This window comes from Actinotalea fermentans, assembly GCF_007991475.1.
Taxonomy (GTDB): domain Bacteria; phylum Actinomycetota; class Actinomycetes; order Actinomycetales; family Cellulomonadaceae; genus Actinotalea; species Actinotalea fermentans.
Genome location: NZ_BJYK01000005.1, coordinates 120,064 through 132,885 on the forward strand (window position 1 = coordinate 120,064; position 12,822 = coordinate 132,885).

Below are 12,822 nucleotides of genomic sequence, written 5' to 3' on the forward strand. Positions count from 1 at the left end.
CCGGTGGTTGCTGATGCGGGTGGGGCCCGCCCGGTGATCAGGCGGGCGGGCCCCGGTCTGCAGGCCCTCGTGGGCGCGCCCGGGCAGGTCAGCCGAGGATCGCGTCCACCTGCTCGGCCATCTGGGCGGCGGCGTCGGCGGCGCTCAGGCGGCCGGCGGCCACCTCGGTGAGCATCGAGTTGACGACGTCCTGCACCTCGGCCGCGCGCTCGCCCAGGTCGGGCGTGAGGGCCACGTTCTCGAGCGAGTCGAAGACGGCCTGACGGTTGGCCGGCTTGCCCAGGGTCAGGTACTGCTCGAGGACGGCCTCGTCCGACGTCGGCGGGAGCTCCCAGCCGGCCTCGAGGCGGATCTGCGCGGTGGTGTCGGAGCCCGCGAGGAACTCGGCGAACTTCGTGGCCTCGGCGACGTGCTCCGAGCCCGCCGAGACGGCGACCGCGTTGGAGAACATGGCCGACGCCTGCTGGGTGTTGCCCGGCTCGACGGCGATGTCCCACCCGTCGGCCATGTCGGCGAAGGTGCCGAACATCCAGATGCCGCTGTGGAACATGGCGAGCTTGCCGTCGGCGAACAGGCCGGAGTCGAAGTCCGGGGTGCCCGCGCCCTGCTCCGGCGTCGGCATCACGGTGCCGGACTTGCCGGCCAGCCACTCGATGGCCTCGATGCCGCCGGGGGTGTTGAACGCGGCCTTGCCGTCCTCGCCCAGGAAGCTCTCACCGTTCTGCTCGAGCGCCTTGTAGAACTCGTAGTAGCTGATCGGCTGGTAGTCGCCGAAGACCCCGGCGGCCTGGTCGGTCAGCGCCTCGGCCGCGGCGCGCTCGTCCTCCCACGTCCAGTCGGCGGTCGGGTAGTCGAGACCCGCGGCGTCGAACAGGGCCGTGTTGTAGAAGAGGACGACGTTGCTGAACGACGTCGGGATGGCGAACTGCGCCCCGTCCGTCTGGTACGTCTCGAGCAGGGTCGGGTCGAACGCCGACGGGTCGGCGACCGTGAGCTCGGCGAGGACGCCGTTGGCCTGGTAGGCGTGGTACTGGCCGTACTCGATGTCGAAGACGTCGGCCACGGTGCCCGCGGCGAGGTCGGTCTGCAGCGCGGTGAAGTAGTCCGCGTACGCCATCGTCGTCACGTCGACGGTGATGCCGGGGTTGGCCTCCTCGAAGGCCGCCACGATCGCGTCGAGGTTCTCCTCGTTGCCGTTGTTCGAGATGAAGTTCGTGTAGGTGATGGTGACGGACTCCGGCTCCTCGGCCGGGGCGTCGTCGCCGGCGTCGGCGTCGCCGCCGGAGGAGCACGACGCGAGGGCGAGTGCTGCGGTGATCGCGGCGAGCGCCACGAGGGGTGACCTGCGGTTCATTTCGGGATCTCCTTCGATCGGTGGTGCGGAGAGGGGGCTCGGGCGGCGTGGGGGCGCCGCCCGACGACGGGAGGGCCTACTTCAGGCCCGAGGAGGCGACGCCCTGGACCACGTACTTCTGGGCGAAGACGTAGAGCGCGAGCATCGGCAGGATCGAGACGACCGAGCCGGCCATGACCACGTCCCACTGGGTCGTGTACTGGCCCTGGAGGGTCTGCAGGGCGACCGGGAGCGTCTGCAGCTCCGGGGAGCGCAGGATGATCAGCGGCCACAGGAACGCGTTCCAGCTCGACATGAAGCCGAAGACCGTGAGCGTGGCAATGGCGGGACGGATGTTCGGCAGCACCACCTGGGCGAAGATCCGCAGGTGCCCGGCGCCGTCGATGGTCGCGGCCTCGTCGAGCTCGCGCGGCACCTGGTTGACCGCCTGCCGCAGCAGGAAGACGCCGAACCCGGAGGCGATCGACGGCAGCAGCGCGCCGAGGTAGGTGTCGATCAGGCCGAGCCACTTCATCTCGACGAACAGCGGCACGATGAGCACCTGGAACGGGATCATCATCGTCACGAGGTAGAGCGCGAAGACGACGCCGGAGCCGCGGAACGGCAGCCTGCTGAAGCCGTAGGCGGCCATCGCGCTCGTGACCACCTGGGCCGCCGTCGCCGCGATCGCGAGCGCGAGGCTGTTGACGACCACGCGGCCGAACGGCAGGTCCGCGAAGAGCTGCGAGTACGCCGCGAGCGACGGGTCCTCGGGGATGAGCTGCGGCGTCGCCGAGAGGCCGCTGCCGGGGCTGATCGAGGTGACGACCGCCCAGACGAACGGGAAGAGCATGACCAGCGCGCCGAGCACGACGACGGCGTGCAGCGCGACCGAGCGCGGGGTCAGCAGTCGCTCACGCATAGGTGACCCACCTCTTCTGGCCGCGCACCTGGATCACCGTGACCGCGAGGATCACCGCGAACAGGAGCCAGGACAGAGCCGCCGCGCCGCCCGCCTCGCCGTACCGGAAGGCCAGCGCGTGCACGCGGAGCACGACCGTCTCGGTCGAGGCGTCCGGGCCGCCGCCGGTCATCGCGTAGACCTGGTCGAACACCTGGAACCCGTTGATCAGCGAGATGACGACGACGAAGAACGTCGACGGCGACAGCAGGGGCAGGACGATCGACCGCAGCCGCCGCCACCAGCCGGCGCCGTCCACGCGCGCGGCCTCGATGACGTCCGTCGGGATCGCCTGCAGGCCGGCGAGCAGGATGACCATGACGAATCCGAGGTCCTTCCAGGCCGACGCGAGCACGATCGACGGCATCGCCCATGCGGGGTCGGTCCACCAGCCGGGACCGTCGATCCCCACCAGCCCGAGCGCCCAGTTCACGACGCCGACGCTCGGGTTGAGCAGCCAGCGCCACACGAGCGCGACGACGATCCACGACGACACGACCGGCAGGAAGTAGATGCCGCGGAGGAGCGACCGGCCCTTGAGCCGGGCGTTCAGCGCGAGGGCGAGCGCGAGGCCGCCGACGTAGACGAGCGGCAGGTAGCCGAGGATGTACGCGAGCGTGTTGCCGAACGCGTTGCGCGTCGCCGGGTCGCCCAGCTGGTCGGCGAAGTTGTCCAGCCCCACCCACTGCATGGGCGAGAGCAGGTTCCACTCGTGGAGGCTGATCCACGCGGCGCCGAGCATCGGGCCGATCGTGAAGGCCAGCAGCGGGATCGCGCTGGGCAGCAGGAACAGGCAGATCCAGCCCGCCCGCTTGGCCCGCGCGCCGCGGCGGCCGGCGCCGGGGCGGCCGCTCCCGCGGAGGCGGCCCGGCGCGGCGGGCCGGGCGCCCGCCGTCGTCGGTGCGGTGGTGGCCGTGGTCACGACGCGTCGCCGTCCGTCACGTGCAGGCGGGCGCGCACGAGGTCGCCCTGCTCGCCGCTAACACCCTCGGCGTCTAGCGGGGACGCGAGGACGAGCGCCGCGGCGCCGAGCGCCCACCGGTCGTCGGCCCAGGGCTCGGTGACCACCGGGACGCTGCGGCGGCTCGGCATGAGGTGCGCGCGGAAGGACTCCTCGAACCCGCGGCGCCAGTGCGGCCACGCGTCGATGCCCTCGCCGAGCAGGACCACGATCTCCGGGTCCACCGTGTGCACGACGCCGGCGAGCGTGCGGCCGAGCAGGCGGCCGGCCCGCGTGAAGATGTCGCGCGCCCGGTCGTCGCCGGCGTCGGCGGCCGCGCGCAGGTCGCGCACACCCTGCCCGCCCGAGAGGATGCCCGCGTCACGGCCCTGGCGCAGCAGCGCCGCCTCGCCGACCAGCGCCTCGAGGCAGCCGCGCGAGCCGCAGCGGCAGACCGGACCGTCGTCGGGCTCGACCGGGATGTGCCCGATCTCGCCGGCGCCGCCCGCCGCGCCGCGGAAGACCGAGCCGTCGACGATGATCCCGCAGCCGATGCCGCGCCCGATCGTCACGACGACGTACGTCGAGTGCTCCCGGCCGGCGCCGTACAGGGCCTCGGCCACGGCCAGGGTGTTGACGTCGTTCTCGACGAGGACCGGCACGCCGAGCGCGGCGCGCAGGACGTCGCCGACGCGGGCCTCGGACCAGCCGAGCGTGGGCGCGGTGACGACGCCGGACGCCTGCGCGTCCACGGAGCCGGGGATGCCGACGCCGACGCCGAGCAGGTTGCCGCCGTGGTCCGCGACGGCCTTGCCGATGGCGCCGGCGAGCCGGTCGAGCGCGTCGGGGGCGTCCGGGTCGAACGGCCGGACGGAGGAGGTGGTGACGGTGCCGTCGAGCTTCGCGTCGACGATGGCGAGGTGGTCGGCCGTGACCTTCACGCCGATGGCGCCGCCCGCGGTGTGGACCAGGCCGAGCAGCCGGCCGGGGCGTCCGCCCTGGGACTTCGCCGTCTCGAGCTCGGCGACCAGCCCGCGGGCGATGAGCTCCTTGGTGACCTGCGTGATCGTCGCCGGGCTGACGCCGAGGGCGCGGGCGACGTCGGCGCGTGAGGTCGGGCCGCGCGTCCCGAGCAGGCCGAGGACCGCGGAGGGCACGAGGTCGCCGCGGGAGGCGGGTCGGGTGGCCGGGCGCATCGAGAACTCCTTCGTTCAGCGCTTTGTTCGGAACTAAATAAAGCACTGAACGCCGGGCTGGGCAAGGCCCGTGATCCAACCGTGACCCACACGAGAACGAGGGCTGGCGCCGGTGGTGGCGGGGTGGCGGGGTGGCGGGGTGGCGCCGCTGGTGCGGCCGTGGCCCGCTACAGCGCGCGCGGCTCCTGGGCCGCCGCGTGCCGACCGCCGATGTATCCGAAGGTCAGCGCCGGGCCGATGGTCGCCCCGGGGCCCGGGTACGTGTTCCCCATGACCGACGCCGACGTGTTCCCCGCGGCGTACAGACCCTCGATCACGGACCCGTCCTCGCGCAGTACGCGCGCGTGCTCGTCGGTGAGCAGGCCACCCTTGGTCCCGAGGTCGCCCGGCCAGATCCGCACCGCGTAGAACGGCGGCTTGTCGATGGCGCCCAGGTTCGGGTTGGGCTTCACGCGCGGGTCGGAGTAGACGCGGTCGTAGGCGCTGTCGCCGCGGCCGAAGTCCTCGTCCTTGCCCGCGCGTGCGAACGCCGAGAACCGCTGCGCCGTCGCGACGAGTCCGGCCGCGTCGATGCCCATCGTCGTCGCGAGCTCCTCGAGCGAGTCCGCCTTCGTCATGAAGCCGGACTCGAGCATCTTCTTCGGGGTGATGCCCGGGAGGGCGAACCCGATCGGGTACCAGCGGCGGTGCCGCGAGTCGAGGATGAGGAACGCCGGGATCGCGGGGACCGTGCGGTGCCGCGCGTACTGGTCGTGGCCTGCGTCGACGTACGACTCCGACTCGTTCATGAACCGCGCGCCGGAGGAGTCGACGATCATCCCGTGCGGCAACGACCGCTCGGCGAGGAGGAACCCGGCCGACCCGTCGGGGTTGATGACGGACGGCCCCCACCAGGCGTCGTCCATGAGCGCGACGGCGGCACCCACGGCCATCCCGGCCTGCAGCGGCCCGCCGAGGTCCCCCGGGTTCGCGTTGGTCCACGCCGTGGTGATCGGGTGCTCGTGGTACTGCTGCCGCATCGCGTCGTTCTTCGCGAAGCCGCCCGCGGCGAGCATGACGCCGTGCCGCGCGCCGATCCGCGTGCGCACCCCGTCACGCTCGGCCACCACGCCGACGACGGCGCCGCCGTCGTCCGTGATGAGCTCCACGAGCGGCGTCTGCAGCCGGATCTCGATGCCGCGCGTGCGGGCCGCGTGGAAGAGCTGGCCCATGAGGGCGTTGCCGAGGCCCGCCGGCCTCCGGCCGACGAGCATCGGCGCGATCGTGTGGAACCCGACGACCTTCGCGGCGGTGGCGAACCCGCGCCAGCTGCGGAAGGCGAGGTTGATCCTGCCGACCTCGGTGGTGTGGGCCGCCATCGGCACGTAGCCACGGACGTTCTTGTGCCAGTCGCCGAGCTTCTTCATGTTCCAGCGCTGGCCCTCGACGCCGCGCCCGATCGGCGTCCCGCCCGGCTTCTCGGGGTAGTAGTCGGAGTACCCGCGGGCGTACACGAGCTCGACGCCGAGGCCCTGGAGGAACTCGATCATCCGTGGGCCCTGCGTGAGGAACGCGTGCCGCCGCTCGGGGGAGCTCGCCGGACCGACGTCGCCGATCACCGTGTCCATGTACATGCGGGCCTTCTCGTAGGAGTCCTCGACCCCCGCGGCGCGCATCAGCGGGTTGTTCGGGATCCACGCCCCGCCGCCGGACATGGCGGAGGACCCGCCGGCGAGCTCGGTGCTCTCGAGCACCAGGGGCTGCCTGCCCGACTCCTTGACCGCGAGCGCGGTGGCCATGGCGGCGGAGCCGGAGCCCACCACCACGACGTCGACGACCTCGTCGAAGGTGACCATCGGCGTTGTTCTCCTCGTGTGCGTCGCGACGTCGCGACAAGCGGACACCGTTGTCCACTGTGCGATCAGTCTACGCACGGCACGGACCGGGCCTAGGGCCGAAGGCCCTACCCGTCCGCCCCTCGCCCGTCCTCCTCCAGCACGTGCCGCAGGTACCGCCGCGGATCGTCGAGGTAGCCGCGCCAGTGCTGGACGAGCGCGAGGTCCTCCCAGCCCACGGGCGCGAACCCGTGCTCGCCGAGCTCGAGGATCGTCGCCCCGGGCAGGGCGGTCAGCAGCGGCGAGTGCGTGGCGCACACCACCTGCGCGCCCGCCGTCGCGAGCCGCGCCAGCAGGTCGACCAGCGCCAGGCACGAGGTGAAGGAGAGCGCCGCCTCCGGCTCGTCCATGACGTAGAACCCCGTCTGGTCGAAGCGCTCGGTGAGCACCTCGAGGAACGACTCGCCGTGGCTCATCTCGTGCAGGCGCGGGCCGGTGCCCACGGACTCCAGGTACGTGTACAGGCCGTGCATGGTCTCCGCGCGCAGGAAGTAGCCCCACCGGCGCGCGGAGTGCCCGCGGACGAGCGTCAGCATCGACCCGAGCGGCGACTCCGTCCGCCGCGTCGAGTGCAGCGCGTTCGGGCTGCCTCCCTCCGGGTTCAGCCCGGCCGCCTCCGCGATCGCCTCGACGAGCGTCGACTTGCCGCTCCCGTTCTCGCCCACGAGGAAGGTCACCCCCGGGGCGAGCTCCAGGCCTTCGGCCAGCAGCTGTGCGACCGGCGGGAGCGCGAACGGCCACGCTCCGGGATCCCACGCGGCGTCGCCCGCCGCCTGCACCCGCCGCACCTGGCGCGGGTCGTCCCAGCCGCCCGCGCCGCTCATCCGGCCCGTCGCCCGACGACGTGGGCGAGCCCCTCGACCGGCGTCACCTCCGCGCGCAGCCCGCCGGCGACGAGCGCCGCGCGCGCCCGCTCCCCCGGCCCGGCCGCGTCCCCGCCCGGCGGCGCCTCGAACCACAGGTGCGCGGCGCCGTCGTCGGCCAGGAGCTCGTCGAGGCGGGCCACCGCCGCCTCCGCCACGTGCGCCGGCCCGGCCCAGAACACGTTCACGTTGATCGCCAGCACCACGTCGTACGGGCGGCCGTCGCCGTGGAAGGCGACGAGGTCCCGCTCCGCCACGTCCGCCACGCCCGCGTCCAGCCAGCGCGCCAGCCGCCGCTCCGCGTGCCCGACGGCCGTCGCCGAGCGGTCGAGCGCCGTCACGTGGCCCTCGGGCACGCGCTGGCACAGCAGCTCCGCGGCGACGCCGGTGCCGCAGCCGACCTCGAGCACCCGCGCGTCGGGCCGCAGGTCCAGGGCGTCGACGGCGAGCCGGATGCGGCGGGGCACGGGTGGCATGCCGCGACGCTACCCACGCCCTCCGACACACGACCCCCGCGGTGTCCGGCCTGCGGTTTCACCCGGGCGAACGTGTCCGCGACGGGCTGCGACGCACCCCACCTGCTCTGCCACAGTAACCACCGTGCCCGTGACACCCTCCCGAACCCGCGCGCTCGGCGTGGACGCCTGCAAGGCAGGCTGGGTCGGCATCCTGCTCGCCGACGAGCGGCTGCGCTGCTTCTTCGCGGCGACGATCGCCGCGGTCGTCGCGCAGGCCGAGGCGGACGGGCCGCTGGCCGCCGTCGGCGTGGACATGCCCATCGGCCTGCCCGACGCCGGGCGGCGCACGGCCGACGTGCTCGCCAAGCAGGCCATCGGGCCGCTCCGCGCGTCGGTCTTCATGACGCCGGTGCGCGCGGCCCTGCGGGCCAGCGACCACGCGACCGCCTCCGCGCTGAACTCCGAGCTCGCGGGCGAGGGCGTCTCCCAGCAGGCCTTCGCCCTGCGGCACAAGGTCTTCGAGGTCGAGGAGCTGCTCGCGAGCACGTCGGCGCGGGTCGTCGAGGTGCACCCCGAGGCGTCGTTCGCGCGGATGAACGGCGGCCCGCTGCGCGAGCGCAAGTCGACGTGGGCAGGCGCCGAGGTCCGTCGCCTGCTGCTCGCCGACCAGGGGATCCCCCTGTTCGGCGACCTCGGCACGGCCGGGCGCAGCGCGGGTGTCGACGACGTCCTCGACGCCGCGGCCGCCGCCTGGTCGGCGCGGCGCGTCGCCACCGGCCAGGCCGTCTCGCTGCCCGACCCGCCCGAGGCCTTCTCCGACGGCCGTCCTGCCGCGATCTGGGTCTAGACCTCGGCGACGCGCGGCTCGGGCGGCAGCAGCCACGCCCGCACGACGCGCGCGAACGTCTCGGGCGCGTGCGCCGGCCAGGCGTGCGCGGCGCCCGGGACGAGCAGGCCACGCGCCCCCGGCACGACGCGCGGCAGCACGGTCACGGACTCGCGGATCGCGCCCGACTCGCGGGAGCCGGCCGCGACCAGCACGGGCACCCCGCTCCCGGCGAGGTCCGCGGGCAGCCGCCACGGTGCGACGTCGCGCAGCGCTGCCCGGTACGCCGCCGGCGCCATCGCCCGCACCGAGGCGACCAGCGCCGCCCGCTCGGCGGGCGCGGCGTCCGGGAGGGTGGCGCGCGCGACGCGCTCCGCGTAGCCGGGCCGTCGGGCCAGGGCGGGGAACACCCGGCCCTGCACGCCCGCGAGGGCGCGTCCCGGCATCGGCGCCACGGTGATGCCGGACACCACCACCCGCTGCACGGCGGCGCGGTGCCGGCGCGCGAGCTCGAGCGCCACGTAGCCGCCCAGCGAGAGCCCGACGACGTGCGCCGTGCCGCCCGCCGCGCGCCGGGCCACCACGGCGGCGACGGCGTCGGCGGTGGCCGCCAGGGACCGCCACGGCACGCGCGCACTGTCGCCGTGGCCCGGCAGGTCGAGGGCGAGCACGTGCAGGTCCGCGAGCGCGGGCGCGACCCGCCCCCACATCCACGACCCCGCGCCGATCCCGTGCAGCAGGACGACCGCCGGGGCGCCAGGCGTCCCGGACTCCACGACGGCGAGGTCGTCAGCCACCCGCCCAGCATGGCGCGTCCCGCCGAGCACCGCCGGGAGCGCGGCCACGGGAGCGACACGCCGTTTGACCCGCCGCCGAACGGGTGAAAACGGCCCCGTTCGCCGACACACCAGGCGAGACTTGCCCATCGGCGCGATCGAGGACGAAGACGAGCGAGGTGGGACGTGGACCGGATCCCGGTGCTGGGGCACCGACGAGGCGGCGACGTCGGCGTGCTCGCGCGCCGGGTCGTGGCCCTCGGGATCCTCCCGTGCCTGCCCGTCGTCGCCATCTCCTGGTTCCGCGAGGCCGCCACCGACGTCTGGGTCGCCGTCGGCTACCCCCTGCTCTTCGTCTACCTCCTCCTCTTCTCCTGGGTGCTGCTGCGGCGCCCACGACTCGCGACGGTCTTCGCGCTCACCACGCTCGTGGGGCTCGAGCTGTGGTGGCTGCTCATCATCTGGGGGCGGTCCGCCGAGGCGCCCGACGCCGCCGCGGCGTGGGGCGCGCTGTACCCGACGCCGCTCCTCGGCGTCGTCGTCTGCCTGATCGTCGGGTTCTTGTTCCAGCGCACGCGCGTGGCGTTCGGGCACGGGCTCGCCTACGCCGTCGTCGCGACCACGGTGCTCGCGCTCGCCCTGCAGCGGCGCCCCGGCGGCGGCGACTACGTCTACGAGGCGGTGCGGTTCGGCTACTACTGCGCGGTGTTCCTCGGCCTCGTCGTGGTGCTGTCGGTGGCGAAGGAGCGCATGGTCTGGGCCGTCGACCACGCCAGCCGGGCCAACGCCACGGCCGACGCCATGCGCGGCATGGCCTACCGGGACGAGCTCACGGGTGCCGCGAACCGCCGCCGCCTGCTCGAGGAGCTCGCCCACCAGGCCGAGCGCACCGATCCCGGCAGCCCCGTCAGCGTCGTGTTCTTCGACCTCGACCACTTCAAGCGCGTCAACGACACGCACGGGCACGACGTCGGCGACCGTGTGCTGCGCGTCGTGGCCGACGTCGCCGCGCGCACGGTGCGCGACGGCGACCTGGTCGCCCGCCTGGGCGGCGAGGAGTTCGTCATCGTCGCGCCGGGCATCGGCCAGGAGGACGCCGTCGGGCTCGCCGAGCGCCTGCGCCGCGCCCTGCCCGACGAGGTCGCCGCGGCCGTCGGCATCCGGACGACGGCGAGCTTCGGCGTGACCGTCCTGCGCCCGGGCGACGACGCGATCGACGTCCTGCGCCGGGCCGACGCGCGGATGTACGCGGCCAAGCGCGGCGGACGGGACCGCGTCGAGTGGGTCTCCCCCGCCCGGCACGAGGACGACGCCCGGCTCCCGGGCTCGGCCGACGCGCGGCGGAACGCGTGAGGGACCGCCTGGGGCTCACCCGGCCGGCCGCGGCGGCCGCGCTCGCCCTGGCCGCGACGGCCGCCTGGCACCTGGGCGCCCAGCTGACCGGCGCGTCCGGGGCGGCGAACGTCACGCAGTGGTTCCTCATGCCGCTGCTGGCCCTCACCGTGTGGCTGGCCGCCGGCGCGGCCCGCCGCACGCGCCTGGTGCGGCTGACGGTGCTCGCCCTGGCGCTGTCGTGGCTCGGGGACACCGCCCCCGACGTCGCACCCGACGACCTCGCGTTCCTCACGATGCTCGGGTTCTTCCTGCTCGCGCACGTCACCTACCTGGCGGCGTTCTGGCCGCTGCGGCACGACGGCGTGCTGCGCCGGCCCGCGCTGCTCGTGCCCTACGCGATCGCCTACGTCGTGCTCGTGGCCCTGTGCGCGCCCGGCGCGGACGCGCTGGCCGCCCCGGTCGTCGTCTACGGCGCCGTGCTCACCGCCGTGGCCGTCCTGGCCACGTTCGACCGCCGCGCCGCCGTCGGCGGGGTGCTGTTCATGCTCTCGGACTCGCTCATCGCGATGAACGCGTTCGTGGGCGGCTACGACCTGCCCGCGCACGGCTTCTGGGTGATGTTCACGTACGTCGCGGCGCAAGTCCTCCTCGCCATCGGGGTGCTGCGGGTAGCCTCACGGCCAGTCCCCGTGCCTGGCGATGGCGCGCACGCGGGAACAGGCACCCGTCCCCCCGCATAGGAGTCCTGCCGTGCTGCACGCCACCGTCACCCTCGACCCCGCGTTCACGGTCGCACCGGTGCGCCGACGGACGTTCGGCGCGTTCGTGGAGCACCTCGGCCGGTGCGTCTACACGGGGATCCACGACCCGGGGCACCCGTCGGCCGACGCGGACGGCTTCCGGGAGGACGTCATCGCCCTGGTCCGTGAGCTCGGCGTGAGCACCGTGCGCTACCCCGGTGGGAACTTCGTCTCGGGCTACCGGTGGGAGGACGGCATCGGGCCGGTGGAGCAGCGGCCCGCCCGTCTGGACCTGGCGTGGCACTCGACCGAGCCGAACACGGTGGGCGTCGACGAGTTCATGCGCTGGTGCCACAAGGCCGGGGTGGAGCCGATGATGGCGGTCAACCTCGGCACCCGCGGGGTGCAGGAGGCGCTGGACCTGCTCGAGTACTGCAACATCGCGGGCGGCACGCACTGGTCGGACCTGCGCCGGGCCCACGGCACCGAGCAGCCGCACGACATCCGCATGTGGTGCTTGGGCAACGAGATGGACGGTCCGTGGCAGATCGGCCACAAGACGGCCGAGGAGTACGGGCGGCTGGCCGCGGAGACCGCGAGCGCGATGCGCATGATCGACCCCGGGCTCGAGCTCGTGGTGTGCGGCAGCTCCGGCTCGCAGATGGCCACGTTCGGCGAGTGGGAGCGGACGGTCCTCGCCGCGACCTACGACGACGTCGACCACATCTCCGCGCACAGCTACTACCACGAGGCGGACGGCGACCTCGCGAGCTTCCTGGCCTCCGCCCTCGACATGGACGCGTTCGTGGACGCCGTCGTGGCGACGGCGGACGCCGTGCGGGCCGCCCGGAAGGCGACCAAGCGGATCACCATCTCGTTCGACGAGTGGAACGTCTGGTACATCGACGCGGCCGAGTCGAAGGTGCCCACGGACTGGCCCGTCGCGCCGCGCCTGCTCGAGGACCACTACTCCGTGGCGGACGCCGTCGTCGTCGGCAACCTGCTGATCTCGCTGCTGCGGCACAGCGACCGCGTGGTCTCGGCCAGCCTCGCGCAGCTGGTGAACGTCATCGCGCCGATCATGACCGAGCCGGGCGGACGCGTCTGGCGGCAGACGACGTTCCACCCGTTCGCGCTGACGTCGCGGCACGCGCACGGCGAGGTCCTGCGGGTGGAGGTCGCGTCGCCGACGCACGAGACCGCGAGGTTCGGCGACACCCCCGTGGTCGACGCCGTCGCGACGCACGACGTCGAGGCCGGCGACGTGTCGGTGTTCGTCGTGAACCGGTCCGTCGGGGAGGCGACGACCGTCGAGGTCGACGTCCGCGCGTTCGGCGCCGTGCGCCTGGTGGAGGCCCTCACGCTCGCCGACGCCGACCCGCACGCCAAGGCCACCCCCGACGACGACGGCGCGCTCGCCCCGCGCCCGAACGCGACCGCCGCAGTGACCGACGGGCGCCTGCGCGTCGAGCTGCCGCCGGTGTCGTGGAGCATGCTCCGCCTGTCCACCCGCTGACCCG

At 74.0% G+C, this 12,822-nt stretch carries 12 protein-coding genes; 4 read left to right on the top strand and 8 right to left on the bottom strand.

The genetic code is table 11. The features are described 5' to 3' along the window. Nucleotides 1–88: 88 nt before the first annotated feature. From AFE02nite_RS09630 to AFE02nite_RS09660, 7 genes are all read right to left on the bottom strand, one after another. A complete protein-coding gene (locus AFE02nite_RS09630) occupies nt 89–1,354 on the bottom strand; it encodes an ABC transporter substrate-binding protein (protein ID WP_034248741.1) in 1,266 nt (421 codons plus the stop codon). 76 nt (nt 1,355–1,430) lie between these two features. Continuing rightward, nucleotides 1,431–2,255: a carbohydrate ABC transporter permease gene (locus AFE02nite_RS09635; RefSeq protein ID WP_034248743.1), complete on the bottom strand. Its 825-nt coding sequence runs from the start codon at nt 2,253–2,255 to the stop codon at nt 1,431–1,433. Beyond that, nucleotides 2,248–3,216, bottom strand: a complete 969-nt coding sequence (locus tag AFE02nite_RS09640; RefSeq protein WP_222594378.1) for a carbohydrate ABC transporter permease — start codon at nt 3,214–3,216, stop codon at nt 2,248–2,250. Before AFE02nite_RS09640 ends, AFE02nite_RS09635 begins: the two co-directional genes overlap by 8 nt. Continuing rightward, nucleotides 3,213–4,430 carry an ROK family transcriptional regulator gene (locus tag AFE02nite_RS09645; protein WP_034248935.1) on the bottom strand — a complete coding sequence of 406 codons (1,218 nt, stop codon included), beginning with the start codon at nt 4,428–4,430 and terminating at the stop codon, nt 3,213–3,215. Before AFE02nite_RS09645 ends, AFE02nite_RS09640 begins: the two co-directional genes overlap by 4 nt. A 167-nt stretch (nt 4,431–4,597) precedes the next feature. Next, nucleotides 4,598–6,265: an FAD-binding protein gene (locus AFE02nite_RS09650; protein ID WP_034248934.1), complete on the bottom strand. Its 1,668-nt coding sequence runs from the start codon at nt 6,263–6,265 to the stop codon at nt 4,598–4,600. Between the two features lie 107 nt (nt 6,266–6,372). Continuing rightward, the gene (locus AFE02nite_RS09655) at nt 6,373–7,128 is read right to left on the bottom strand and encodes an AAA family ATPase (RefSeq protein WP_146819544.1); all 756 of its coding nucleotides are present in this window, start codon (nt 7,126–7,128) and stop codon (nt 6,373–6,375) included. Beyond that, nucleotides 7,125–7,643 carry an SAM-dependent methyltransferase gene (locus tag AFE02nite_RS09660; protein ID WP_146819545.1) on the bottom strand — a complete coding sequence of 173 codons (519 nt, stop codon included), beginning with the start codon at nt 7,641–7,643 and terminating at the stop codon, nt 7,125–7,127. Before AFE02nite_RS09660 ends, AFE02nite_RS09655 begins: the two co-directional genes overlap by 4 nt. A gap of 124 nt (nt 7,644–7,767) precedes the next feature. Here AFE02nite_RS09660 and AFE02nite_RS09665 point away from each other — a divergent pair, with 124 nt between their 5' ends. Continuing rightward, nucleotides 7,768–8,472: a DUF429 domain-containing protein gene (locus tag AFE02nite_RS09665; RefSeq protein ID WP_186814520.1), complete on the top strand. Its 705-nt coding sequence runs from the start codon at nt 7,768–7,770 to the stop codon at nt 8,470–8,472. Here the strand turns inward: AFE02nite_RS09665 and AFE02nite_RS09670 are convergent. Then, nucleotides 8,469–9,248 carry an alpha/beta fold hydrolase gene (locus AFE02nite_RS09670; protein ID WP_186814521.1) on the bottom strand — a complete coding sequence of 260 codons (780 nt, stop codon included), beginning with the start codon at nt 9,246–9,248 and terminating at the stop codon, nt 8,469–8,471. The genes AFE02nite_RS09665 and AFE02nite_RS09670 overlap by 4 nt on opposite strands. A 165-nt stretch (nt 9,249–9,413) precedes the next feature. Between AFE02nite_RS09670 and AFE02nite_RS09675 the strand changes: the two genes are divergently transcribed. From AFE02nite_RS09675 to arfA, 3 genes are read left to right on the top strand one after another with little or no spacing between them, the layout of a single operon-like run. Continuing rightward, the gene (locus AFE02nite_RS09675; protein ID WP_052114143.1) at nt 9,414–10,580 is read left to right on the top strand and encodes a GGDEF domain-containing protein; all 1,167 of its coding nucleotides are present in this window, start codon (nt 9,414–9,416) and stop codon (nt 10,578–10,580) included. Beyond that, nucleotides 10,577–11,302 (top strand): lysoplasmalogenase, encoded by a 726-nt coding sequence (locus tag AFE02nite_RS09680; protein WP_146819548.1) that lies wholly within the window; start codon nt 10,577–10,579, stop codon nt 11,300–11,302. The genes AFE02nite_RS09675 and AFE02nite_RS09680 overlap by 4 nt, the downstream gene beginning before the upstream one ends. Before the next feature lie 10 nt (nt 11,303–11,312). After that, nucleotides 11,313–12,818 (top strand): arabinosylfuranosidase ArfA, encoded by a 1,506-nt coding sequence (arfA, locus tag AFE02nite_RS09685; RefSeq protein ID WP_034246705.1) that lies wholly within the window; start codon nt 11,313–11,315, stop codon nt 12,816–12,818. Nucleotides 12,819–12,822: the final 4 nt, after the last annotated feature.

Excerpts from the sequence above, each read along its gene's own strand:
- AFE02nite_RS09630 (WP_034248741.1), bottom strand. The coding sequence starts at position 1,354 with ATGAACCGCAGGTCACCCCTCGTGGCGCTCGCCGCGATCACCGCAGCA.
- AFE02nite_RS09635 (WP_034248743.1), bottom strand. The coding sequence starts at position 2,255 with ATGCGTGAGCGACTGCTGACCCCGCGCTCGGTCGCGCTGCACGCCGTC.
- AFE02nite_RS09645 (WP_034248935.1), bottom strand. The coding sequence starts at position 4,430 with ATGCGCCCGGCCACCCGACCCGCCTCCCGCGGCGACCTCGTGCCCTCC.
- AFE02nite_RS09650 (WP_034248934.1), bottom strand. The coding sequence starts at position 6,265 with ATGGTCACCTTCGACGAGGTCGTCGACGTCGTGGTGGTGGGCTCCGGC.
- AFE02nite_RS09655 (WP_146819544.1), bottom strand. The coding sequence starts at position 7,128 with ATGAGCGGCGCGGGCGGCTGGGACGACCCGCGCCAGGTGCGGCGGGTG.
- AFE02nite_RS09660 (WP_146819545.1), bottom strand. The coding sequence starts at position 7,643 with ATGCCACCCGTGCCCCGCCGCATCCGGCTCGCCGTCGACGCCCTGGAC.